The sequence below is a fragment of the Parerythrobacter lutipelagi genome (assembly GCF_005434975.1).
In the GTDB taxonomy this organism is placed as follows: domain Bacteria; phylum Pseudomonadota; class Alphaproteobacteria; order Sphingomonadales; family Sphingomonadaceae; genus Parerythrobacter_A; species Parerythrobacter_A lutipelagi.
This window is the reverse complement of the sequence record NZ_SKCJ01000002.1, coordinates 1065171-1089261: the sequence shown is the minus strand read 5'-3', so window position 1 is coordinate 1089261 and position 24091 is coordinate 1065171. Positions and strand designations below refer to the sequence as shown.

General features: G+C 59.6%; 26 protein-coding genes and 1 pseudogene. 13 read left to right on the top strand and 14 right to left on the bottom strand.

What is annotated here, in order from left to right; genetic code table 11:
• Positions 1 to 8: 8 nt before the first annotated feature.
• Both E0502_RS13575 and E0502_RS13570 read right to left on the bottom strand, forming a co-directional pair.
• Positions 9 to 689 (bottom strand): hypothetical protein, encoded by a 681-nt coding sequence (locus tag E0502_RS13575; protein ID WP_137678524.1) that lies wholly within the window; start codon positions 687 to 689, stop codon positions 9 to 11.
• 24 nt (positions 690 to 713) lie between these two features.
• Positions 714 to 1115 (bottom strand): DUF2177 family protein, encoded by a 402-nt coding sequence (locus tag E0502_RS13570; protein WP_137678523.1) that lies wholly within the window; start codon positions 1113 to 1115, stop codon positions 714 to 716.
• A 62-nt stretch (positions 1116 to 1177) separates the two neighbouring features.
• Between E0502_RS13570 and E0502_RS13565 the strand changes: the two genes are divergently transcribed.
• From E0502_RS13565 to E0502_RS13525, 9 genes are all read left to right on the top strand, one after another.
• Entirely contained in the window at positions 1178 to 1429 is a 252-nt protein-coding gene (locus E0502_RS13565; RefSeq protein ID WP_137678522.1) for an exodeoxyribonuclease VII small subunit, read from the top strand.
• Position 1430: 1 nt separating this feature from the next.
• Positions 1431 to 2339: a polyprenyl synthetase family protein gene (locus E0502_RS13560; RefSeq protein WP_137678521.1), complete on the top strand. Its 909-nt coding sequence runs from the start codon at positions 1431 to 1433 to the stop codon at positions 2337 to 2339.
• Positions 2339 to 2851 (top strand): pantetheine-phosphate adenylyltransferase, encoded by a 513-nt coding sequence (gene coaD, locus E0502_RS13555; protein ID WP_137678520.1) that lies wholly within the window; start codon positions 2339 to 2341, stop codon positions 2849 to 2851. Before E0502_RS13560 ends, coaD begins: the two co-directional genes overlap by 1 nt.
• A gap of 89 nt (positions 2852 to 2940) precedes the next feature.
• The gene (locus tag E0502_RS13550) at positions 2941 to 3630 is read left to right on the top strand and encodes a peptidylprolyl isomerase (RefSeq protein ID WP_137678519.1); all 690 of its coding nucleotides are present in this window, start codon (positions 2941 to 2943) and stop codon (positions 3628 to 3630) included.
• Positions 3631 to 3682: 52 nt separating this feature from the next.
• Positions 3683 to 4720, top strand: a complete 1038-nt coding sequence (gene queA / locus E0502_RS13545) for a tRNA preQ1(34) S-adenosylmethionine ribosyltransferase-isomerase QueA (protein ID WP_137678518.1) — start codon at positions 3683 to 3685, stop codon at positions 4718 to 4720.
• A 42-nt stretch (positions 4721 to 4762) separates the two neighbouring features.
• Positions 4763 to 5710, top strand: a complete 948-nt coding sequence (locus tag E0502_RS13540; protein WP_137678517.1) for an ABC transporter ATP-binding protein — start codon at positions 4763 to 4765, stop codon at positions 5708 to 5710.
• Positions 5707 to 6474: an ABC transporter permease gene (locus E0502_RS13535; RefSeq protein WP_137678516.1), complete on the top strand. Its 768-nt coding sequence runs from the start codon at positions 5707 to 5709 to the stop codon at positions 6472 to 6474. Before E0502_RS13540 ends, E0502_RS13535 begins: the two co-directional genes overlap by 4 nt.
• 19 nt (positions 6475 to 6493) lie before the next feature.
• Positions 6494 to 7618 carry a tRNA guanosine(34) transglycosylase Tgt gene (gene tgt, locus E0502_RS13530; RefSeq protein WP_137678515.1) on the top strand — a complete coding sequence of 375 codons (1125 nt, stop codon included), beginning with the start codon at positions 6494 to 6496 and terminating at the stop codon, positions 7616 to 7618.
• 409 nt (positions 7619 to 8027) lie between these two features.
• Complete coding sequence (locus E0502_RS13525; protein ID WP_240049095.1) at positions 8028 to 9890, top strand: alpha/beta hydrolase family protein; 1863 nt, start codon at positions 8028 to 8030, stop codon at positions 9888 to 9890.
• Between the two features lie 57 nt (positions 9891 to 9947).
• Here the strand turns inward: E0502_RS13525 and rpsD are convergent, their stop codons facing one another.
• A complete protein-coding gene (gene rpsD / locus E0502_RS13520; RefSeq protein WP_137678513.1) occupies positions 9948 to 10562 on the bottom strand; it encodes a 30S ribosomal protein S4 in 615 nt (204 codons plus the stop codon).
• 173 nt (positions 10563 to 10735) lie between these two features.
• A complete protein-coding gene (locus tag E0502_RS13515; RefSeq protein ID WP_137678512.1) occupies positions 10736 to 11059 on the bottom strand; it encodes a hypothetical protein in 324 nt (107 codons plus the stop codon).
• A 106-nt stretch (positions 11060 to 11165) separates the two neighbouring features.
• Here E0502_RS13515 and E0502_RS13510 point away from each other — a divergent pair, with 106 nt between their 5' ends.
• Complete coding sequence (locus E0502_RS13510) at positions 11166 to 11495, top strand: chorismate mutase (RefSeq protein WP_137678511.1); 330 nt, start codon at positions 11166 to 11168, stop codon at positions 11493 to 11495.
• Here E0502_RS13510 and E0502_RS13505 read toward each other — a convergent pair.
• The 10 genes from E0502_RS13505 to E0502_RS13460 all read right to left on the bottom strand — a co-directional run bounded on the left by E0502_RS13505 (position 11479) and on the right by E0502_RS13460 (position 21766).
• Positions 11479 to 11694, bottom strand: a complete 216-nt coding sequence (locus E0502_RS13505; protein ID WP_137678510.1) for a hypothetical protein — start codon at positions 11692 to 11694, stop codon at positions 11479 to 11481. The genes E0502_RS13510 and E0502_RS13505 overlap by 17 nt on opposite strands.
• Before the next feature lie 79 nt (positions 11695 to 11773).
• The gene (locus tag E0502_RS13500; protein ID WP_137678509.1) at positions 11774 to 12529 is read right to left on the bottom strand and encodes an RNA methyltransferase; all 756 of its coding nucleotides are present in this window, start codon (positions 12527 to 12529) and stop codon (positions 11774 to 11776) included.
• Positions 12522 to 12998: a transcriptional regulator NrdR gene (gene nrdR / locus E0502_RS13495; RefSeq protein ID WP_137678508.1), complete on the bottom strand. Its 477-nt coding sequence runs from the start codon at positions 12996 to 12998 to the stop codon at positions 12522 to 12524. The genes E0502_RS13500 and nrdR overlap by 8 nt, the downstream gene beginning before the upstream one ends.
• 9 nt (positions 12999 to 13007) lie before the next feature.
• Positions 13008 to 14300, bottom strand: coding sequence for a serine hydroxymethyltransferase (gene glyA, locus E0502_RS13490; protein WP_420813525.1), 1293 nt, complete (start codon positions 14298 to 14300; stop codon positions 13008 to 13010).
• A gap of 33 nt (positions 14301 to 14333) precedes the next feature.
• Positions 14334 to 14789: an RpiB/LacA/LacB family sugar-phosphate isomerase gene (locus E0502_RS13485; RefSeq protein ID WP_137678506.1), complete on the bottom strand. Its 456-nt coding sequence runs from the start codon at positions 14787 to 14789 to the stop codon at positions 14334 to 14336.
• A gap of 167 nt (positions 14790 to 14956) precedes the next feature.
• Positions 14957 to 16516 carry a TIR domain-containing protein gene (locus E0502_RS13480; protein ID WP_137678505.1) on the bottom strand — a complete coding sequence of 520 codons (1560 nt, stop codon included), beginning with the start codon at positions 16514 to 16516 and terminating at the stop codon, positions 14957 to 14959.
• A 47-nt stretch (positions 16517 to 16563) separates the two neighbouring features.
• Positions 16564 to 18585, bottom strand: coding sequence for an RNA polymerase sigma factor RpoD (gene rpoD, locus E0502_RS13475; protein WP_137678504.1), 2022 nt, complete (start codon positions 18583 to 18585; stop codon positions 16564 to 16566).
• Positions 18586 to 18594: 9 nt separating this feature from the next.
• Positions 18595 to 20487 carry a DNA primase gene (dnaG, locus tag E0502_RS13470; RefSeq protein ID WP_137678503.1) on the bottom strand — a complete coding sequence of 631 codons (1893 nt, stop codon included), beginning with the start codon at positions 20485 to 20487 and terminating at the stop codon, positions 18595 to 18597.
• Between the two features lie 44 nt (positions 20488 to 20531).
• Positions 20532 to 21317 carry a hypothetical protein gene (locus E0502_RS13465; RefSeq protein WP_137678502.1) on the bottom strand — a complete coding sequence of 262 codons (786 nt, stop codon included), beginning with the start codon at positions 21315 to 21317 and terminating at the stop codon, positions 20532 to 20534.
• Positions 21314 to 21766: a GatB/YqeY domain-containing protein gene (locus tag E0502_RS13460; RefSeq protein WP_137678501.1), complete on the bottom strand. Its 453-nt coding sequence runs from the start codon at positions 21764 to 21766 to the stop codon at positions 21314 to 21316. Before E0502_RS13460 ends, E0502_RS13465 begins: the two co-directional genes overlap by 4 nt.
• Positions 21767 to 21910: 144 nt before the next feature.
• Here E0502_RS13460 and carA point away from each other — a divergent pair, with 144 nt between their 5' ends.
• The 3 genes and pseudogenes from carA (at position 21911) to E0502_RS13450 (ending at position 24076) form a co-directional block, all read left to right on the top strand.
• Positions 21911 to 23104 (top strand): glutamine-hydrolyzing carbamoyl-phosphate synthase small subunit, encoded by a 1194-nt coding sequence (gene carA / locus E0502_RS13455; RefSeq protein WP_137678500.1) that lies wholly within the window; start codon positions 21911 to 21913, stop codon positions 23102 to 23104.
• Between the two features lie 492 nt (positions 23105 to 23596).
• A pseudogene (locus tag E0502_RS15485) lies at positions 23597 to 23710 on the top strand (carbamoyl phosphate synthase preATP-grasp domain-containing protein); the annotation flags it as partial.
• A gap of 90 nt (positions 23711 to 23800) precedes the next feature.
• Entirely contained in the window at positions 23801 to 24076 is a 276-nt protein-coding gene (locus E0502_RS13450) for a hypothetical protein (protein WP_137678499.1), read from the top strand.
• Positions 24077 to 24091 lie beyond the last annotated feature (15 nt).

Sequence of the window (24091 nt, the reverse complement as noted above, 5' to 3'; positions counted from 1 at the left end):
GCGCGCATTTAGCGATAGGCGCTCGGAACCGCTAGCCCTACCTGGCTCTTATGCCACCTTGTATCACCCACCCATTTCGCAAGCAGGGTGATAATCGTGAATGCGACGAGGCCGGTAATGAAGAATATCGTCGGGTTCGGAGACGGCGCTGGGCCGAACCAGCTGAAAGCCTGCATAGCCAGCAACACGAAAAGCAAGACGAATGCCGGCCCCATCGGGCCTTTTGTTCGCCGCATGTAATATGTGAAGCTGCCAATCACGAGCACCAGCTCGAGCGGGATAACAATCCAGGGATAGTCCCACAGTCCAAGGCCGAATTTGTTCTCACCACCTGCCAGAGTCAGGTCCGGCGCGTGGACGAGCCAATCGAGCACCCAATGCGACAGGACTACCAGGCCGGCCAGTATTGCCGCCCCCGCATTTCGTCTTCCGACCATAATGATGAAGGCAAAGACCAATGCCCATACCAGGGTGCCGACGAGGCTGTGGGTAAACGGCATGTGGTACAAGTCGAGCGGACTCAGCGCGGTAAAGCCTGGCTCGATCCGGACCTTTTCAAGACCGACAAGACCAAAGGCCATGAAACCCCAGTCCACCAGTTGCGCGCCGATAAACAGCGTGGAAAGTTTCGGCGCATCCTTGCTGACCGCTGCTGCGGCCAACGCCGGTGCCCAATGCCCGATAAACATGCGTCTGACCCCCTGTTTTCTTTCTTACGACGCGAATTTCAGCGTTAGCCAGCAAGCGACCCCGCTGGCAACCGCCGTGGCAAAGGCTCCCCATGCGATATCGGCAAGGCTGATGTGCGTTGACCACACTTTCATCACCGCCTGGCTGGTCAGATCGAATGTCGCATAACATAGCGCGCCCAGCAGAGCTCCGTTGAGGATCGCGGTGGAGACCTGTCCGCTCAGTATTCCAGGACGGATCGCGAACCACACCATACCGGCGATGTAGATCAGATAGAATGCGATCGCTGCGCCAACGCGAAAATTCTCCGCCATGATTTCGCCAATGACCGGTCGATAAAGATTCGGTCCGGCCCAGCGCAGCCAGATTGAATCGAGCACGCCAAACGCCACTGCAGCGCCGACATAGGCGATAATCCACTTCATCGTATTCTCCCTGTTGTCACATTGCTTGACCTCGCAGAAGCGCGCGGTCAATGCTCTACGCCATGGCACAGCAAAATCCCGACCTATCAGAACTGACATTCGAACAGGCCCTTGGGGCGCTGGAAGACGTAGTGCGGCGGCTCGAAAGCGGGGATGTCCCGCTCGACGAATCGATCGACCTCTATGAACGCGGCGAGACGCTGCGCAAGCATTGCCAGGAACGGCTCAATTCGGCGCAAGCACGGATCGAGAAGATCGTGCAAGGGGCCGGAGGGACTGCTGCAGGAACCGAAGCGCTTGATGCGGACGGGTAAGATGAGCGTGACTGATTTGCCGGACTCGCTCCTCAAAACCGGGCTCCAGCGCATCCAGCGTGAAGTTGACGCGACGTTCGACGCTTTTCTGCCTGTCCCTGACGATTCCAGAGCACGCCTGGTCGAAGCGATGCGTTATGCCGCGATGGGCGGCGGCAAGCGCGTTCGCCCGCTGCTCGTCACCGCCACTGCGGACATGTTCGGCGTGGACCGAGACGCGGCGGTGCGGACTGGGTGCGCCGTCGAAGCGATCCATGTCTATTCGCTGATCCATGACGATTTGCCCTGTATGGATGACGACGATCTGCGGCATGGCAAGCCGACACTACACCGGGAATTCGACGAAGCGACTGCGGTGCTGGCCGGGGACTCGCTTCACGCTCTCGCGTTCGAGATCCTGTCTGAGACAGCAACCTGCTCCGATCCGTTTACGCGGGCCGAACTGATTGCAACGCTTGCGGCAGCAAGCGGCAAGGATGGCATGGCAGGCGGCCAGATGATGGACATCGAATCCGAAGGTGAAGACTACGATCTTCACACCATTACGCGCCTGCAGCAATTGAAGACCGGTGCGCTGCTGGCGGCATCTGTCGAGATGGGTGCAATACTCGGCAAGATTGCGCCCGAGGGGCGCACGCATCTGCGCGCCTACGCCCGCGACATCGGCCTCGCGTTCCAGATCGCCGACGATCTGCTCGATGTCGAAGGGGATGCCGAGAAAGCCGGCAAGGCGCTGCGCAAGGATGAAGAACAAGGCAAACAGACCTTTGTCACCTTGATGGGTGTTGAGCCCGCGCGCAAGCAGGCGCGCGCGCTCGTGGATCAAGCGATAGGGCACCTTGCAGGGCACGGCACCGAGGCCGATTTGCTCAGGGCACTGGCGCGATTCATTGTGGAAAGGGATCGGTAATGGCCGAACGTATTGGTATCTACCCCGGCACATTCGACCCGGTCACACTTGGCCATGCCGATATCATCCGGCGCGGAGCAAAACTGGTTGATCGTTTGATTATCGGGGTGACCACCAATCCATCCAAGAACCCGATGTTCGGCACTGAAGAACGGCTGTCGATGGTTGAACGCGAGGTCGCGGCGCTGGGAATCGGCAATGTGGAGGTGGTTGGATTTAACGCGCTTCTGGTCAAATTCGCACAAAAGCAGGGTGCCAGCGTTCTAATTCGCGGGCTGCGTGCCGTCGCGGACTTCGAGTATGAGTACCAGATGGCCGGGATGAACCAGCAGCTCGACGACAATATCGAAACGGTATTCCTGATGGCAGATGTTTCCCTCCAGCCGATTGCCTCCAAACTGGTGAAAGAGATCGCTCTGTTTGGCGGGGATATCACCCCCTTCACCAGCGCGGCGGTGTGCGAAGATGTTATCGCACGGGTCGAACAGCTGGGGCGTTTGGGCGACTATTAGGTCAGCCAGGTCTGCAGATCATTCATTGTGCCGACAGCCCGTGCTGGCTAAACGGCGCGCATAGATTTTCAAGTTTTGACGGGATTTCCATGATTAGACGCCTGTTTGCCACTGCCGCGATTGCCTCGCTGGCGATTGCCCCGGTTCAGCTCGCCGCACAGGAAAGCGAAGACGCTGCTGCACCGGCGGAGGAACAACGCACTTTCGGCAAGATCAATTACAATATGCAAGAGGAACGCGAAAACATCCTCGTGCTGGACCTGTCGAACGGTCAGCGCGTGGCAATCCGCCTGATGCCAAGCTGGGCGCCAAACCATGTCGAGCGGATCAAGACCCTTACGCGTCAGGGGTTTTACGACGGCATTATCTTTCACCGCGTGATCGAAGGGTTCATGGCGCAAACCGGTGATCCGACCGGCACCGGGCAGGGCGGCTCACCACTTCCCGATCTGGCAGAGGAATTCAATCCGATGCCACATATTCGCGGGACCGTTTCCATGGCGCGGGCGCAATCGGAAGACAGCGCCAACAGCCAGTTCTTCATCACCTTCATGCCGCGCTTTGGCCTGGACAAGAATTACACCAATTTCGGCCGCGTGATTTCCGGCATGGCTGCGGTCGATGCGATCAATCGCGGCGAGCCACCGGCGAATCCTACCCGGATTTTGCAGGCCTCGATTGCGTCTGATAACAAGCCGGTGCCTGTCGCCGCGCCGCGTTCGGCGGATGTGGACGAGCCGGTCACGCTCGACATGCTCAACGCGCCGAGCGGCAACTAAGGCCGCAATCGCACATCTTCCCACCGTGGATACGGTGGACTAGGGCGCGCGGATGAAAGTTGACTTGTTCGATTTCGAGCTGCCGCCGGAGCGGATTGCGCTTCGGCCGGTTGTCCCGCGCGATTCCGCGCGGATGTTGCTCGTCGATGGCGGCACACCCTTCGATGATCGTCAGGTCAGGGATCTGCCAGACCTTCTGAGACGGGGCGATGTGCTGGTGTTCAACGACACGCGCGTTATTCCCGCGCAACTTGAGGGGCGGCGCGGCGAAGCGAAGATTGGCGCCACTCTGCACAAACGGATCGACCTGCGACGCTGGCAGGCGTTCATTCGCAATGCCAAACGACTGCGCGAAGGCAACCGGATCGCGTTCGCAGCCAATGTATCCGCCATTGCCGAAGCCCGGCATGCCGATGGCAGCTTCACCCTCGCATTCGAAGGTGACGAACCGGTCGAAGTGCTGCTCGAGCGGGCAGGCCGGATGCCGCTGCCGCCCTATATTGCCGGAAAGCGCCCGACCGACGAACGGGACAAATCGGATTACCAGACAATTTTTGCGGAGAAAGATGGCGCTGTTGCAGCGCCAACTGCCTCGCTACATTTCACGCAGGACTTGCTCGATCGGCTCGATGCAGCGGGCATCCGGCGCGAAACTCTGACCTTGCATGTCGGCGCCGGCACTTTTCTGCCGGTCAAGGCGGATGACACGCAGGATCATGTCATGCACGCCGAATGGGGGCGGATTGAGCCTGACTGCGCTGCGCGGCTCAATCAGGCGCGCCGTGACGGCAATCGCATCATCGCCGTTGGAACTACCAGTCTGCGGTTGCTGGAAAGTGCTGCGGATGATGACCGGCAGATCCATCCGTTCGATGGCGACACCGACATATTCATCACACCCGGATACCGCTTCAAAGGGATTGATGGGCTGATGACCAATTTTCATCTTCCCAAGTCAACACTGTTCATGCTGGTCAGCGCGCTGATGGGACGCCAGCGTATGCAGCATGTCTATGCGCACGCGATCGCGCTGGAGTACCGGTTTTACAGCTACGGTGATTCCAGCCTGCTCTTGCCTGAGGCGAGTTAGCGCTTGGCAACCAAGGGCAACTGCGCGATGAACCTTTCTCCTATGCAGCCAATCCTTGAAATATCCGGCCTGACGAAACGCTACGCCGGCGGTCTCGTTGCGCTCGACAATGTCGATCTTGCGATCAATCGCGGCGAACTGTTCGCTTTGCTTGGCCCGAACGGAGCGGGAAAAACGACGCTGATCGGCGCTGTCTGCGGTTTGGTCCGCCCGACCAGCGGGACGATTCGCGCATTCGGGCACGATCTTGCCAAGGATTGGCGCACAGCGCGTGCCCGCATCGGGCTGGTGCCGCAGGAACTCGCTACCGACATGTTCGAACCGGTCGAACGCGCTGTGGCCTATTCGCGCGAACTCTTCGGTTTGGCCCCGGATAAAGCCAGAATAGAAGAAATCCTCCGGTCCCTGAGCCTGTGGGACAAACGCAAGGAACGGATCATGGCGCTGTCTGGCGGCATGAAGCGCCGCTTGCTGATCGCGAAAGCGTTGGCGCACGAGCCGGACCTGCTGTTCCTCGATGAGCCGACGGCCGGTGTCGATGTCGAACTGCGGCGCGATATGTGGAAACTGATCGGTGCGATGCGCGAGCGCGGCGTCACGATCATTTTGACCACGCACTATATTGAAGAGGCAGAGGAGATGGCCGACCGGGTCGGCATTATCCGCAACGGCCGGATACTAATGGTCGATGACAAGGCCGAGATGATGAAGCGCCTTGGCCGTACCGAAGCGGTCATCTCGCTCGCCAGTCCCTTGTCAAACATTCCGGCCTCGCTGGAACATTTTGCGATCCATCTGGAGAACGCCGGCAGTTCAATCTGCTATCGCGGCGGCGATGGCACCGGCAAGGGCCGGTCGGAAGTAGCGGACCTGACCAAAGCGCTGATCGCTGCAGGGATCGATTACACCGGGATCGACATTCGCGAATCCTCGCTTGAGGATATTTTTGTCGATCTCGTCGAAGAGCGCGAGACGGAGGGCGTCCAATGACCTTCAACGCACGCAGTGCCTGGGCGATCTACAAGCGCGAACTGATGCGTTTTCTGCGCACGGCGTTCCAGTCTGTGCTGTCTCCCGTGCTTACGACCTCGCTCTATTTCATCGTTTTCGGCGCTGCGATCGGCAGCAGGATGCCCGACCTTGGCGGAGTGTCCTATGCAGCCTTCATCATTCCCGGGCTGCTGATGCTGACCCTTTTGGGCGAGACGACCTCGAACTCAAGCTTCGGCATTTACATGCCGCGTTTCACCGGGACCATCTACGAGCTACTCTCTGCGCCGGTCGGGGTTGCGGAAACCCTGGTCGGCTTTGTCGGCGCGGCGGCGACAAAGAGCCTGATCCTTGCCGGCATCATATTGGCAACGGCGATGCTGTTCGTCGACTACACGATCGCGCACCCTTTCTGGGCTATTCTTTACATCATGCTGGTGGCGTCCAGCTTCAGCCTGTTCGGGTTCATCCTCGGTATCTGGGCCGACAATTTCGAGAAGCTCGGGATTATTCCGATGCTGTTCCTGACGCCGCTAACCTTTTTGGGCGGCACGTTCTATTCGATCGACATGCTGCCCAAGCCGTGGGACACGATCGCGCTGGCCAACCCGATAGTCTATCTCGTCAATGGCTTGCGCTGGACGTTTTACGGCACATCGGATGTGTCGATCGGCGTATCGCTGGGACTGACTCTGGGCTTCCTCGCAATCTGCGTCGCGATCATCGCGATTATCTTCAAGACAGGCTGGCGACTGCGCAGTTGACGGGCTAGGGGCTGCGCCGATGGAACCCCGCTTCGAATTCTCTATAGACGCAACCGATGGCAAGGCGCGTACCGGTGCGATCCGTATGCAGCGCGGCGAGATCCGCACCCCTGCATTCATGCCGGTTGGCACCGCTGCCACAGTCAAGGCGATGAAGCCCGGGAGCGTGCGCGCGTCGGGCGCGGATATCATCCTCGGCAACACCTACCACCTGATGCTGCGTCCCGGGGCGGAGCGGGTTGCCAAGCTTGGTGGATTGCACAAGTTCATGAACTGGCCGCGCCCAATCCTGACCGATAGCGGCGGCTATCAGGTGATGAGCCTGAGCGATCTGCGCAAGCTGACCGAACAGGGTGTCGAATTCCGCAGCCATATCGACGGTTCGAAGCATATGCTTACACCGGAACGGTCGATGGAAATTCAACGGCTGCTCGGCTCCGACATTGTCATGGCATTCGATGAATGTCCGCGTGCCGACCAGCAGCGGGACGAAATCGCCAAGAGCATGGAACTCTCGATGCGTTGGGCCAAGCGCAGTCGCGACGGTTTCGACAGCGGCGAAAATCACGCCGTGCGCTCGGCGTTGTTTGGTATCCAGCAGGGCGCACTCGATGAAGAACTGCGTGGGATCAGCGCGGGCAAGCTGACCGAGATCGGCTTTGACGGCTACGCCATCGGCGGGCTGGCAGTGGGCGAGGGGCAGGAAGCGATGTTCGCTACGCTCGATTTCGCACCCGGCCAGTTACCGCAGGACAAGCCGCGCTATCTGATGGGCGTCGGCAAGCCGGATGATCTGGTCGGTGCGGTCGAACGCGGGGTCGATATGTTCGATTGTGTCCTGCCAAGCCGCTCTGGCCGCAACGGACAGGCCTTTACCTGGAACGGGCCGCTCAATCTGCGCAATGCCCGCTTTGCCGAGGATCAGGAGCCGCTCGATCCACGGTGCATATGTCCGACCTGCGGGTCCTACAGCCGGGCCTATCTGCACCATCTCGTCAAGTCGGGTGAAATCCTCGGCGCGATGCTGATGACTGAGCACAACATCGGCTTCTACCAGCAATTGATGCAGGCGATGCGCGATGCGATCGGCAAAGGTGGCTTCGCTCGCTTCGCAGCGGAATTCCGGCACGACTATCTAGGCTGATTTGTTGGAATGAGGTGACAGGTGTCAACCTGTTGGATTCTCCAAACCATTGAAATAGCTGACCTTGGGCGATCCAACAGGGCGACACTTGCAGCCGCAAAGTGGATCGTCAGAAAGAGGCGAGCGGCCAGTTTGCGCAAAACAATTCATAGCGGCCCCACAGCGTGTAGGAAAACCCTTTCGAACGGTCGATGAAACACCCCTGATTCAGCAAGTATTTGTGCTCTTCTCTTTTCAAATCGGCATGTTACCCTAGTTCCTGGACTGAAATTACCTTGGGGTCGTATCCATGCGCTTTCTCGCATCAGCTTCACTTGCTGTTTTGGCAACTCTTGCAGCAACACCAGTTTCGGCGGAAGAACTGGCAGAAACTGCCGCCCGATTTGGCGCCCGCCAATCTGTTTCCGATGTGTCGATTTCACCCTCTGGCAACCAGTTGCTCTACGTTTCGCCCGGGTCGAGCTCGGATGAGACGATCTATGTCGTCGATCTCAATTCCGATGCTCCGCCTAAGGCGATTGTCACCATGAACGAGGCAAAGGCTCGCCTGAACGGCTGCGACTGGGCCACTGATGAACGCATCGTATGCGACTTATACGGGATGCAGGAAATCGGCAGCACGCTGCTTTATTTCACGCGCCCGACTGCAATGAAGTCCGACGGGACGGATGTCACCCGATTGATGCCTGACACAAGCCGCGCACTCGGTATCGCGCAGCGTGGTGGTGACGTGATCGCGCTGGAAGTCGATGGTGAAGACGGCGCGATCCTGATGACGCGGCAGTACATTAAGGAAACATCCAACAACACACGTCTGGCCAACAATAAAGAAGGCCTTGGGGTTGATCTCGTCAATGTAACTACAGGCCGGCGAAAAGCGGTTGAAGACGCTAACCGTCTGGCGGATAATTATATTGCAGACGAGACCGGGCGGATTCGGATCATGCAGGTCAGCGACCGGTCGGCAGGCGGCTACGATGGCAACGACGTGCGCTATCTCTTCCGCACGAAAGGCAGCGACGACTGGGAAGACCTTTCAGTGCTTGATGCGCGCGGCGATCGGGCGAAGGGATTTTACCCGGTCGCAGTCGATAGCGCCAAGGATGTCGCTTACGGGTTCGAGCGGGTAAACGGTTTCAACGCGCTGTTTACAGTGTCTCTCGATGGCACTGGTAAGCAGAAACTCGTCATGGCGCGCGATGATGTCGATGTTGACGGTCTGGAACGGATCGGCCGGAACGGCCGGGTTGTCGGCGCAACCTATGCGACTGAAAAACGAACCGTGGAATACTTCGACCCGGAACTCGACCGCATCGCCAAGGGGCTGGCTCGCGCATTGCCTGACGCTCCTCTGGTCTCAATCGTCGATACGGACCTGTCGGAGAACCGCCTCGTTCTGATTGCATCGTCGGATACCGATCCCGGTACCTTTTATCTCTACGAAAAGGATACGCGCCAGCTGTCCGAACTGCTCCCGGCTCGCGATCCGCTTGTCGGACGCGAAATGGGCAAGATGACGCCGGTCACCTACACTGCGCGCGATGGCACTGATATTCCGGGATATCTGACCTTGCCGCCGGGCAGCGAGGGCAAGAACCTGCCGACAGTGGTTTTGCCGCATGGCGGACCGGGTTCGCGTGACGTGTGGGGCTTCGACTGGCTGGTCCAGTTTCTCGCCGCGCGGGGTTACGCGGTGATGCAGCCCAATTTCCGCGGTTCGTCAGGATATGGCGATGCGTGGTTCGGCAAGAATGGCTTCCAGGCTTGGGAAACCGCGGTCGGCGATGTGAACGATGCCGGGAAATGGCTCGTCGCAGAAGGCATTGCGGATCCGTCCAAGATGGCAATCGCCGGATGGTCCTACGGTGGATATGCCGCGCTGCAATCGCAAGTCGCCGATCCGGACCTGTTCAAGGCCGTGGTTGCCATTGCGCCGGTGACCGACCTGAACTTGCTGGTCGAGGAAAACCGCCGCTACACGAGCTACATCAATGTCCAGCGCTTCGTCGGCACTGGCCCGCATGTGTCGAGCGGATCGCCTGCGCGCCATGCTGACGCCTTCGCGGCACCGGTTTTGCTCGTGCACGGGACATACGATCTCAACGTCGGCTCGGCACATTCGAAGTTGATGGAAGACCGCCTGGAAGGTGCCGGGAAATCGGTTGATTATCTGGAGTTCGAGGGTCTGGATCATTACCTCGTGCACAGCCAGGCACGCGGGATCATGCTGAAACGCATGGGCGAGTTTCTCGACACATCGCTCGGTCGATAGAACGAGAAAGGGCGGCCCCGCGGGACCGCCCTTTGCTTGTTTGGTTCAGGCTAAACCTTAGCGCGAGTAGAACTCGACAACCAGGTTCGGTTCCATGGTGACCGGGTAGGGCACTTCATCGAGCTTCGGCACGCGGGTGAAGCTCACCTTGTCGTTGCCGTCTGGTGCGACGTAGTCGGGAATGTCACGCTCTGGCAGGCTCTGCGCTTCGATGATCAGGGCCATTTCCTTGGCCTTGTCACCGAGCGAAATCACATCACCGACATCGATGCGGCGGCTGGCCACGTTGCACTTCACGCCGTTCACGCGAATGTGGCCGTGCGAAACGATCTGGCGCGCGGCAAAGACTGTCGGCGCGAACTTGGCGCGGTAGACCACCATATCGAGGCGGCGCTCAAGCAAACCGATCAGGTTCTGACCGGTGTCACCCTTCATGCGGCTCGCGTCTTTATAGGTGCCCTTGAACTGCTTCTCGGTAACGTCGCCGTAATAGCCCTTGAGCTTCTGCTTGGCGCGAAGCTGCAGACCAAAGTCGGAGACCTTGCTCTTGCGGCGCTGTCCGTGCTGGCCGGGGCCATATGAACGCTTGTTGACCGGGGAATTCGGACGACCCCAGATGTTTTCACCCATCCGGCGGTCGAGTTTGTACTTGGCGCTTTTGCGCTTCGACATAAGTCGTGTCCTTCGATTTGCTATCGCCACCCCTTTGGTGGCGCTTCAACCCGGTATCGCACCGCAGGAGCAATTCTCTCCAGCGCGGCCACCGCTTCACCGGGATACGGGGCCAATTCGCGAAGCGCGGCAGATAGCGCTCCGCGGCGAGTTGTCAACACGATTTCGAAGGTTCAGCGCGTCCGAAAGGTCGAGGGTGAACTGCCTAGGCCATACTTGCTGCTGCTGTTGGGGGAACGATTGTTATTTGGAATAAATGCCTTGGGCCCCCTTTTCGGGGCACTGTTTGCCAGTTTGACAGCCTGCGCCCATTCGCTCCGCACAAGGCAGATGCTGCCATAACGCCGACGATCCAGACAGAGAACTTCGTCTTGACCACCCTTCATCAGCGAAATCTCTGCCGCAGGAGAAACATAAGTGCGTTTCCTTTCCAATCTGGCATCATCGGCAGAAACCGCAAACAATGGCAGCATGGTAGAAGCAAGTAGTAACGACATAAACCCTCCTCTTCCTGATTGAATTCATGCAATTTCATTATTTACCGTTGCTGAATGGAGCCAGGAGGGTCGACAACTTGAGCGGATGTCGCCAAAGGCTCGCGGCATGACTGAAAAGCCGCTTGCTCCGGATGACTGTGAATCCATGACCGACGTTCGTCTGGGTGTCGATACCACGGACCAGCAGATCATGGATCTGCTCGATCGGCGCTTTGGCTACATGCGTGCAGCCGCGCGGATCAAGCAGGAACGCGGTGCGGTCCGCGACGAGGATCGCAAGGCTGCGGTTATCGATGCGGTGCACCAGCGCGCCGTACGCGGCAATTTACCGGCCGACGAAATCGCAGCCCTTTGGGAAAGCCTGGTTGAAGCGTCGATTGCTTACGAACTGGTCGAGTGGGACCGGCTCCGCGAAGGGCTTATTGACCGCGGTTGAAGTCGATCCACTCCTGCGTAGTCAGGCAGACGCGCTTCTTCCGCCGGCTGCCCATGCCGTCGACCACGTATTTGCAGATTTTCTCGCTTTTCTCGGCCTTGGCATCGCTCGTCTGATCATTTTCCTTCGGTTCACCAGCGAGTGCTGCGGGTGCGAGGAAGAGAGCCGGTGCGGCAAGGGAGAGAGCCAGCAAACGCATAATAAGACCTTCAAATAGCGGGATAGTTGGGAGAATTTCAGAGCGCGTAACAATCCTGACACCGGATGTCGAGAGGGAACTAGTCAGTATCGCGGGGCTGGCGCTGAAGCGAAGATAAAACGCCGCGAAGCGTGCGGATCTCCAAATGGTTCCAGCCAGGCTTGGTCAAAACATTGCGTAGCGTCAGGCGGGTTGCTTCAGCCCGGTCAGGCGGGAAGAAATACCTATTCGGAACCAGCATGGCTTCGAGATGGGCAACCAATCCCTCCAGCTCCGCTTGCGGTGCTGGTGGCAGCATCTCCTCTTCCGTTGGCTGCACCAATGTGCCCGCCTGATCCTGTGTCTTCGACCATTCGTAAGCACACAGGATCACCGCCTGAGCCAGATTGAGCGAGCTGAATTCGGGATTGATCGGCACTGTCAGGATCGCGCGGGATAGCGCCACATCATCGATCTCCAGTCCGGACCGCTCAGCTCCGAACAGGATCGCGCTGCGCCCAGGGGTGGAGACGATCTCTGCTGCTGCTTGTTCTGGCGTCAACACCGGCTTTGTGACCCCGCGTTTGCGCACGGTGGTGGCGTAAATATGCGCGCAATCGGCGACCGCTTCCGCAGTCGTCTCAAACACTTGCGCTCGGTCGAGAACGATATCGGCACCGGAGGCTGACGGGCCTGCATCCGGATTGGGCCAGCCATCGCGGGGTTTGACCAACCGCAGTTCGGTCAGCCCGAAGTTGAGCATGGCGCGCGCAGTCTTGCCGATGTTCTCGCCCAGTTGCGGACGTACAAGAACCACGATCGGCTTGTGCGACAAATCCGTACCGGCGTCAGCCATCGGCCTTTTTGACCTCTGCTGCGTCATGAACGGTGCTGGCGAATTCCTCGAAATCCCGTGCTTCGCTGAAATCGCGATAAACGCTGGCAAAGCGGATGTAGGCGACGCTGTCGATCTGGCGCAGACCATCCATCACCAGCTCGCCAATCCGGGCTGAGGCAATCTCGGATTCACCGGTGGTTTCAAGCTGGCGCTGTATGCCGGAGACCAGTTGGTCGATCCGTTCCTGCGCAACATCTCGCTTGCGGCAGGCGAGCGAGACCGATTGTTCCAGCTTGCTGCGATCGAAGGCTTCACGCCGGTCACCGGATTTGACGATCGTGACTTCGCGCAGTTGCACACGCTCGAATGTCGTAAACCGCGCACCGCAGCTGGAGCACTGGCGCCGCCGCCGGATGGAGGCGTTATCCTCGGTCGGTCGCGAGTCCTTTACCTGACTGTCATCGTGCGCACAGAAGGGGCATCGCATCGTGCTGGATTACCTGCCGGGATAGACTGGGAATGCGGCGCACAGCTCGCTCACACGCTGACGGACGCTGTCCTCTACCTGCGCGTCCCCTTCCGGGCCGTTGCTGGAAAGGCCGTCGACCACCTCGGCGATCAGCTTGCCGATCGTGCGGAATTCAGCGGGGCCGAAGCCGCGCGTCGTGCCTGCCGGCGTGCCCAGGCGAATGCCGCTGGTCACGAACGGGCTGCGCGTGTCGAACGGGATGCCGTTCTTGTTGCAGGTCAGCCAGGCGCGATCGAGCCCCTTTTCCGCCGCCTTGCCGGTTACGTCTTTCGCCGTGAGATCGACCAGCATCGAGTGGTTGTCGGTCCCGCCCGAAACGATCCTGAGGCCGTTTTCCTCGAGGCTTGCCGCAAGCGCGCGGGCGTTCTCCACCACTGCGCTGGCGTAGTCCTTGAAATCCGGCCGCAGCGCTTCGCGGAACGCCACCGCCTTTGCCGCGACGATATGCATCAGCGGACCGCCCTGCATTCCGGGGAACACCGCCATGTTGATCGGCTTGGAAAGATCCTCGTCGTCCCACAGGATGACGCCGGAGCGCGGCCCGCGCAGGCTTTTGTGCGTAGTCGATGTCACGACGTGGGCATGCGGGAAGGGGGAAGGGTGCGCACCGCCCGCAACAAGCCCGGAAATGTGGCTCATATCGACCATCAGGATGGCGCCGACTTCATCCGCTACCTTGCGAAATGCGGCCCAGTCCCACACGCGCGAATAGGCGGTGCCGCCGGCGATGATCAGCTTGGGCTTGTGCTCTTTTGCGATCGCCATGACTTCGTCCATGTCGATGCGCTCGTCTTCCTTGCGCACGCCATAGGCGACCGGGTTGAACCACTTGCCGCTCATGTTGACCGGAGAACCATGGGTCAGGTGCCCACCCGAATTCAGGTCGAGCCCCATAAAGGTGTCGCCCGGTTGCAGCAGAGCGAGAAAGACCGCCTGGTTCATCTGCGAACCGGAGTTGGGCTGGACGTTAGCGAAGTTGCAGCCGAACAGCTGACACGCGCGGTCGATCGCCAGCGTTTCGACCACATCGGCATAGTCGCAACCACCGTAATAGCGCTTGCCCGGATAGCCTTCGGCATATTTGTTGGTGAACACGCTGCCCGCAGCTTCGAGCACGGCGGTGCTGGCAATGTTTTCCGAAGCGATCAGTTCGATCTTGTCCTGCTGCCGGGCGAGTTCATTGCGCACGGCCTGATGGATTTCGGGATCGGCAGTAGCCAGATCGTCATGCCAGAACCGTTCGCGATGGTTGGGCATCATAGCGGAATCATTTGCGGGTGCGGTGCTCATGGATCAGACCTTGGGGTTGGAAAGTTTGTCGACGCGGCGCTGGTGACGGCCAGTTCCGTCAGGAAGGGAATCGGCGAATTCGGTTTCGAGAAAAGCTGCGAGGCAGGCCTTGGCCATGTCGGCGCCGATCAAGCGGGCACCCATCGCGATGCAATTGGCATCATTGTGTTCACGGGCGAGGGATGCCGATAGCGGTTCCGAAACGAGCGCGCAGCGCACGGCCGGATTGCGGTTGACCGAAATGGATATGCCGATCCCGCTGCCGCACAGGGCCACGCCGCGTTCGGCGGTCCCGTCGGCTACGACCGAAGCCAGCCTGTAGCCGAAATCGGGGTAATCGACGCTTTCGGCGGTGTCCGGGCCGAGGTCCGCAACCTCGTGCCCCTGCTCGATCAACCAGTCGCGCAGTTCGGCCTTGAGGTCGATTGCAGCATGGTCGGAGGCTATGGCGATACGCATGGCGGACCCCATAGGCGAGCAGGACGATTCCCTCCACCCCACATTAGGGATTTTCGTCAGGCAGTTTCCTCCCAAAGCGCCTCGACCGCATGCATCAATTCAACGTACGTCGGGCTGTTGATGAAGGCTCGAGTAAAAACGCGCTTTACCGTGCCGTAATTTGTTCCTTACTGCCGCAGTTTTCTAACGATCGCCCGCCCCTGTTCACGCCGACCATCGCGCCAGCAGAACATCGCCTTGTGATATTGCCCTATCGCAAAGTCCGGACCAATCGTCAGGCACTCGTCATAGACGTCTTCGCCTTCAGCCCAACGACCGCTTCTGATCAGAGCATTTGCATGCCATGCCTTCACATAGAAAACGGTGAAAACGCCCGGCATGAACGAGGCCGCAATCTCGCAATGTTCTATCGCGTCTTCATAGCGGTTCAACATGCTACTCGCCATCGCAAGAATGTAATGCGCATAGCCATCGTTAGGGGCCTTTTCGATCGCCTGACGCGCACGGATCAGTCCTTCGTCGGGGAAGCCCGAGAGACAGTAGGCTTGGGCCACCTGTCCCAGGACCCTCGAAGAGCCGTGATCGAATTCAAGGGCACGATCGATGGCGCTACGGATTTCGTCGACAAGCTCCTCATTGTCCGGCACTTCGAACATGTAATGAACTGCCAGCGCACTGGCTAAAGTCGCGTGGCCGAGCCCGTATTCCGGCGCAATTTCAACTGCCTGCCGTGCCTCCAAAACGGATCGTTCGAGCGTTTCGCTGTCGATATGGCGAAACATCGCCTGGCTGCGCAAAACAGCCTCCCACGCGGTCAGGTTGCCGGGCTTGCGCAGCGCCTGTTCCATTTCAATCGTGGAGACTTTGGCATCCAGTGCTACCGCGACTTCCAGCGTGAGCTCTTCCTGCAAATCGGCCAGTTCCGAAAGCGACCGAGCAAAGCGACCCGACCAGACGACATGTCCGCTGGAAGCCTCGATCAATTGCGTCGTTACCTGAAAGGCGGTTCCCGCTCGCCGAACATTTCCCTCAAGCAAGTAGCGTACGTTCAGCTGTTGGCCGATCTTGGCGATGTCCGTCGCCGCAGCGTCTTTCAGATGCGCGGTCGCCATACTTGCCAGCACCTTGACGTTTGCGCCTTGTGCCAATGCTGCGACGATGTCCTCAACCATCCCGTCGGCAAATATCTCGTCATCTTCAATCCGTGATCGATTGCGAAACGGCAGAATTGCGAGGGAGGGGCGATCTTCGATGGCATGACTTTCCCTGACGATCGCATCGGGTTTCGTCCTGCGCGTCGTCAGAACGTCGGGGGTTACGCCGCTCCGCCTGGCCCCGACCATTGCCTTTACGTCTGCAACAAAGGCCCGCCACGCCGGATCACCGGTATCACCGCTCCAATCACAAAGCTCTGCGGATTGCGTGAGTTCGAACATGATCGGCCGCTCGCACGGCTCGATCATTGCCGGCACGAGAGTCTTGTTACGGTCGGCAATCGTCGCTTCAGTGCGGACCCAGCGCGACGCAACCGACCGCTTGGACCACAGAACCACTACGGCGCGCGCACTCCTCAGTGCTTGCTCGGTAACCTCGTCATAGGCATCGCCCGAACGCAAGGCCTGGTCCCACCAGACACTAAGCCCTTCGGTCTCCAGCGCTTCGGCAATCGGGCGCGCAACATCGATGTCCTTCCGATTGTAAGACAGAAAGACATCCGGGCCGCTCATGCAACTAGTAGAGCAGCAGATCGGCGGGCTGACAACGGATTAGCGGATCACTGATCCAGGAACGAGCGCATCTTGCGGCTGCGGCTCGGGTGCTTGAGCTTGCGTAGCGCCTTGGCTTCGATCTGGCGGATACGCTCGCGGGTGACCGAGAACTGCTGGCCGACTTCTTCCAGTGTGTGGTCGGTGTTCATGCCAATGCCGAAGCGCATGCGCAGTACGCGCTCTTCACGCGGCGTGAGTGACGCCAGCACGCGGGTGACGGTTTCCTTGAGGTTCGCCTGGATCGCAGCGTCGACCGGGATGATGGCGTTCTTGTCTTCGATAAAGTCGCCCAGATGGCTGTCTTCCTCGTCGCCGATCGGCGTTTCGAGGGAGATCGGCTCCTTGGCGATTTTCATCACCTTGCGAACCTTCTCCAGCGGCATGGACAGGCGTTCTGCCATTTCCTCCGGCGTCGGCTCGCGGCCCTGTTCGTGGAGGAACTGGCGGCTTGTGCGGACCAGCTTGTTGATCGTCTCGATCATGTGGACCGGGATGCGGATCGTGCGCGCCTGATCGGCGATCGAGCGGGTGATGGCCTGCCGGATCCACCACGTGGCATAAGTGCTGAATTTGTAACCGCGGCGGTATTCGAACTTGTCGACCGCCTTCATCAAGCCGATGTTGCCTTCCTGAATAAGGTCAAGGAACTGCAGCCCGCGGTTGGTGTATTTCTTGGCGATGGAAATCACCAGGCGCAGGTTCGCCTCGACCATTTCCTTCTTGGCGATGCGCGCCTCGCGTTCGCCCTTCTGCACCATGTTAACGATGCGGCGGAATTCAGGCAGCGACATGCCGGACTGGCTGGCAATGTCCGCGATTTCCGCGCGAATGCGCTCAATCGCATCCGCTTCGTTCTTGGCGAAGGCGGCCCACTTCTTGTCTTTCTTGGCGTTATCCTTGAGCCAGTTTTCATCCAGCTCGTTGCCGATGTAGACCTTCAGGAAATCGATCCGCTTGACCTTGTGCCGTTCGGCAAGGCGCAGCATCTGGCCGCCCAGTGCAGTCAGGCGGCGATTGAAAGCATAAAGGTTGTCGACCAGGAATTCGATCTTGGTCGCGTGGAACTGCATGCTTTCCACTTCAGTGGTCAGCTCTTCGCCAAGCTTCTCGTACTTGTTCTCTTTCGCCTTGGGGAACTCGTCCCCTGCGGCAAGAACATCGACCCGCTCGGCCTGCAGTTTCTCGAATTTCTTGAACAGCTTGGTGATCCGCTCGAACCGCTCGATCGCTTCGGGCTTCAGTGCGGCTTCCATCTGGGCGAGGGACATGGTGTTGTCCTCGTCCTCGTCATCATCGTCCTTCTTCGACGTACCCTCTTCGCCGTCCTCGTCTTCGGAATCATCGTCTTCGACATCATCATCGTCGTCGCGGATCGTCGGACCTGCGGTTTCCTCCGAGATCTCGCCGTCGTCATCTTCGTTTTCTTCCTCCATCTTGTCGACCGGAGGTTCTTTCGACAGCATGGCGTCAAGATCGAGGATCTCGCGCAGCTGCATTTCTTCGTTGTTGAGGGCTTCGGACCAGTGGATGATCGCGTGGAACGTGATCGGGCTCTGGCACAGGCCCATGATCATCATGTCGCGGCCGGCTTCGATCCGCTTGGCGATGGCGATTTCGCCTTCGCGGCTGAGCAGTTCCACGGCGCCCATTTCGCGCAGGTACATCCGCACAGGGTCATCGGTGCGTTCACCGGCGGCCAGTTTTCGGGTGGCGGTGACAGGTTTTTTCGCAGCGGCAGGATCCTTGCTGGCGCCCGGCGCGATTTCCTCGACCTCGTTGGCCTGCTCTTTTTCCGCTTCGGCTTCTTCATCGTTATCGACGATGTTGACGCCCATCTCGCTGATCGCAGACATGACGTCTTCGATCTGGTCAGTGCTCATCTGGTCCTGCGGCAAGGCCTCGTTGAGCTCATCAACCGTGATGTAGCCCTTCTTCTTTGCCTTGGTGATCAGTTTCTTGATCGACGCTTCGTTGAGATCGATCAGCGGAGCATCTTCCTGGTCCGCAGCTTTGGTTTTCGAGGCCATATGTGCCGTTCAATCCGTTTCTGTGCCGTCTTCGCCGTTTTCCGCGGTCTGACGATCTGAATCACTGTGGGCTGCCGCAGCCGCCCTTTCGCTCACCATTTGCCCGAGTCGCCGCTCGAAATCCAGCTTCCGCTTGAGCAATCGCTGTTGCTCGGCAAAAGCGCCTTCAGGGTCGGTCTCGAACCGCGCGGTCGCCGCCAGCAAGGCGGCTTCGAGCGCGGGCCTTTCGACCAGCAGGGACACGGCTTCGGCCAGATCGTCACAGGCAGCTTTCGGATCGATACCTTCACGAAGGAAGGAGAAACGGGTTTCATCCGGCGGCGCAACGAGGCCTTCTGGTAGGCATATGGGCAAATTGTCGGAAGGTTCAAGCGTTTCAGCCGATTCTATGAGGAAATCTATCGCCGGTGCGAGATTCCGGTCACTGGCAGCGTAGCGCGCCAGAACGTCAGCATGACGCATGATCTGGCCGGGATGGCGTGCCAAACCGGTGATCACGGCTGCAGACAGACCGACCTTGGCCGCCGGCCCGCTGGCATTGCGCAATCGGCGCTTTGAATCGGGCGAGAGCAGCGGGTTGACGGGTTTGCCGCTCTGCCACGGTCGTTTGCCTTGGCCACTGCGATGGGCTTGGCGCGGTGGAAAAGCGAAGTTGGAGAACCGTTCCAACAGTTCGCGTTTGTAGAGCGCCTTGATGTCAGGATGCGCGATGGCCTCGACATGATCCAGCAGCCTCGCCTTGAGACCGGCTTTCGATTCCGGGCTGTCGAGCGGCTGCGCATCGCGCTCGTGAAACCACAAGGTATCAAGCAGGCTCTGCGGGCTCTCCAGCAGCGCATCCATTGCCCCACGCCCTTTCTGATTGAGCAGATCGTCCGGGTCGAGCCCCGATGGCAAGCGGACAATGCGCAGGGTGTGCGATGGTCGGAGGAGCGGCAGAGCGCGGGTGGCCGCGCGCATGGCAGCACGTTGTCCTGCCGCATCGCCGTCGAAACACACGATCGGCGCCTCGACCATGCGCCACAGCAGCTCAATCTGGTTTTCCGTCAGCGCTGTCCCGAGCGGGGCGACAGCATCTTCGATCCCGGCAGCGGCAAGGGCGATCACGTCCATATAGCCTTCGACCACGATCATCCGCCCGCTCTGCCGCGATGCCGGTCCGGCGCGGTGCAGATTGTAAAGCGTGCGCCCCTTGTCGAACAACGGCGTGTCGGGCGAATTGAGGTATTTCGGCGCCTTGGTGTTCGCTTCCAGTATCCGCCCGCCGAATGCGATCACGCGGCCCCGGACATCGTGGATCGGCAACATCAGGCGGGAACGGAACCGGTCGTATGGTTCCTTGTCGTCGACCGCGATGCGCAGACCGCCTTCGATCAGCAACGGCTCTTCGAATTCAGGCAGCGCGGCCTTCATCGCCTGCCGCTCTGCCGGGGCGTAGCCGAAGCCAAACCGTTCTATGGTGTGCTGGTTGAAACCGCGTGACTTGAGATAGTCCCGCGCGCCCGCGCCGCTATTGGATTGCAGATTGCGCACGAACCAATCCTGCGCGCCCTGCATCACATCATGCAGTCCGGCACGCTGTTCGGCCCGCCGGGCTGCGCGCGGGTCGGGCGCGGGGACTTCCATTCCGGCTTCGGCCGCCAGTTCCTTGACCGCATCCATGAACTGGAGCCCGCGCTGGTCGATCATCCAGCGGATGACATCGCCATGGGCACCGCAGCCAAAGCAGTGATAGAACCCCTTCTGATCGCTGACCGTGAAGCTGGGCGACTTCTCGTCGTGGAACGGACAACAGGCTTTCCACTCGTGGCCCGCCTTCTGCAGCTTGGTCGTACGCATGATGACGCTCGAAAGCGTCACGCGCGAGCGAAGCTCGTCCAGCCATTGCGGGGTCAGGGCCATCGCATCTCAATGCGAGCGGATGGCCCCATATTCAAGAGCCGCGATCAGCGGGCTGTGGAGGGTGCCTTGCAGCCGGCTTCCGCACCGGCGGTCGCTGCGGGGAACGGACCCATGCCGGTTGCCTCGGTATAGTTTGCGACGATGGCGTAAACGTCCGACGGTCCGGCGGGCGGCAGGGTCGATTGCCAGAAGAAGGTGATCGGCTCGGCCTGCTCCCAGGTGTTGTCCTCTCCGGTGGCATTCACCGTCCATACCAGACTGCCATCGTGGCACGTGATCACCACGCGCGCCGCCTTGTCCAGCGCGGCTTCGACTTCCAGTTCCGAATAACCGGCAACGCCGTTGAAACCGAACGCGGGCTGGAGCATCTTGAACGCTTCGGCAATTTCGATGTCGGACGAATCATTGCCCCGGCCGGCACCGGTCGACGCATCGTTGTCTTCGCCCGGGTAGACCGTGTGGACATAGGTGTAGATCGTGCCCTTGGGCGCGGTCTTGGGATCGCATTTGTCCATCCCTTTGGGGCAGGCGACATAGGACGTGATGTCGGCAAAGTTGCCTTCAGCGGTCTTGAGACTGGATTTGACCTCCGGCCCCTGCGGACCGACGATCTTCGCCCCCAGCTCCAGCGATCCGAATTCCGCCGCATCGATCTTCAGCGCCAGCGCTTCCGCTTCGCCATCGGTGGTCGCGACTTCAAGCTCGGTATCGTCCGGCTCCGCAGTCCGATCGACATCTTCGGCGCAGGCACCAAGCGCGAGGCCCAGCGCCAATAGGGAGACGGGCAGGATCGAACGGATGGTATTCGAACGGGGGGTAGGGGTATTCATGCAAGGCTCTCCTTCACCAGCGCGCTGGCTTTGCTCATATCGAGTTCAGCGCCGTGGCGAGCCTTTAGTTCCCCCATCACGCGGCCCATATCCTTAACCGATGTGGCCCCCAATTCTTGCTTGATCGCTTCGATTGCCGCCTTCGTTTCCGGCTCACCCATCTGCTTGGGCAGGAATTCCTCGATGACCGACAGCTCGGCCTGCTCCTTGTCGGCCAGTTCCTGCCGGCCACCGTCAACATACATGGTTATCGATTCGCGCCGCTGCTTGCTCATTTTTTGCAAAACTTCGATCACCAGCGCGTCATCCTCGATCTGTTTGGAGGACGTGCGCAGTTCGATATCGCGGTCCTTTATCTTTGCGCCGATCAGGCGAAGCGCAGCAGTGCGGTCCTTGTCGCCGGCTTTCATGGCGGTGATGGTCGCGGTTTTGATGTCGTCGCGCAGCATGGGGAGACTTTCCTGTGGATGGTTTCGTATGCGGGCCGCTTAGCCCAAGTTTCCCGCCCGAGATAGGTTGACGGCAGGGCAGGGCAAGCCTAGCGGTCGGGACTTAGCGACATCGCCGGAAAACCCTGACTCGGAGCGCCCCTTATGGCTTCTGCCGCCTCTACCCCTGCGCAACCCAAAGACGCGACGGGAGTCCTCGTTCTGGCCGATGGTTCGGTAATCTGGGGCCGGGGGTTCGGCGCCGCTGGCAATGCAGTCGGCGAAGTGTGCTTCAACACGGCGATGACCGGCTATCAGGAAGTGATGACGGACCCGTCATACGCGGCGCAGATCGTCACATTCACCTTCCCGCATATCGGCAATGTCGGGACCAATCCGGAAGATCTCGAAAGCGCGGTCGCCGGACCGTTCGGGGGCGCCGTCGGCTGCATCGTGCGTGAGCCGATCACTCCGGCGAGCAATTTTCGCAGCACGCAGGAATTTTCCGACTGGATGGCGGCGCAGGGCAAGATCGGCCTGTCGGGCGTCGACACCCGCGCGCTGACCCGGCTGATCCGCAATGCTGGCGCGCCCAATGCGGTGATCGCGCATGATCCCGGCGGCAATTTCGACATTCCCGAACTGGCCAAGCGCGCGAAGGAATGGGCCGGGCTGGAGGGGATGGACCTCGCCCAGCATGTAACGCGGGAGAAACAGGAAGACTGGGGAGGCGGATTCTGGCGGCTGGGGCACGGTTATGGCCGCGCTGACTGGTCCGGTAAGCCGCATGTTGTTGCGATCGACTACGGGTCGAAAGACAACATCTTCCGCAATCTGGTCAAAGCGGGGGCCAAGGTCACGGTGGTCCCGGCAAAGACCAGCCTAGAGAATATCCTAGCGCTGGAACCGGCGGGCGTATTCCTGTCCAACGGCCCGGGCGATCCGGCGGCGACCGGCGAATATGCGGTGCCGGTGATCAAGGCGCTGCTCGAGCGCGACATGCCGATCTTCGGCATCTGCCTCGGCCACCAAATGCTCGCGCTGGCAGCGGGCGCGAAAACGGTAAAGATGCACCAGGGCCACCGCGGGGCGAACCACCCGGTCCAGCGCGTGGGTGATGGCTGGGGCGAGACTTCGGGCCTCGTCGAAATCACCAGCATGAACCACGGCTTCGCGGTCGATGGCGAGACGCTACCCGAAGGTGTCGAGCAGACTCACGTGAGCCTGTTCGACGGCAGCAATTGCGGCATCGCGATCAGCGGCAAGAAAGCGTTCGGCGTGCAGTACCACCCCGAGGCAAGCCCCGGCCCGCAGGACAGTTTCTACCTGTTCGAGAAGTTCGTGGGGATGTTGGGGTGATCCTCGGCAAGGATTTCAAGGTTTGGCGCCAAGGGCAACTGGATGGTCTATGCGGTGTATATTCTATTGTTCACTTTTTCCTACGGCGTACTGAACAAAGGTCTCGGAAGGAGGCGAACAAATTTTTTGCGCGCGCAGTATGCACCTTGGAAGCAATGCCCGCCTCCAAGGGACAAGGAATACACACGTTTTACCAAGAGCCCAGACTTGAGGCAGTTTTTGCCGATCTTGCAAGGCATCTCGGGACATCGGTTCAGGCTGTGAGGCTAAAGGATCTCCCTTCGCAATCCATTCATCAGACTTTGCTCGAACTCAACGACGATGAAGCCATCTTGTGCTTGCTTGCGTCACCAAAGCATTGGGTTTTGGCACATTCTCCAAGCAAACGGGGGTTTAGAATCGATGACTCAGCCGTCGGCAAGTGTCGAAAAGTAAACGACGACAAGATCAAAAGCCGAAGCTTTTACGCTGACAGAGGGCTCGTATTCCAAAATGCCCAAACGCACTGACATCTCCTACATCCTCGTCATTGGCGCTGGTCCGTTCATTATCGGTCAGGCCTGCCGGTTCGATTATTCCGGTACGCAGGCGATAAAGGCCATGCAGTGCTAACCGCCCATACCCCAAACCTATGGCATCGCGCCGGGCTTGCGCATCGCGCTACCCGTTCCCTCGAAATACAGAGGGAGTATTCACATGCGTATGGTATTTATTCTCGCCGCTGCCGGATCGTTGGCAGCCTGTGCATCGGCCAAGGAACAGGCGGTCGAGCAGTGTGCAGAGCAGTCCGCGATGCTGCCCGACATGGTCGACAAGGAAGCGTTCTGCACCTGCATCACCAACGAAATTCCGGACGATGCGAGCATCGAGGAAGCCGAACAGGTGCTGAGCGACAGCGCGTCGAAATGCACCAACGAGGCGATCCAGGGCGCTGTGTCCGAAATGACTGCGGAAACCGCCCCGGCGGAATAAGCGCACCCGCGCTTC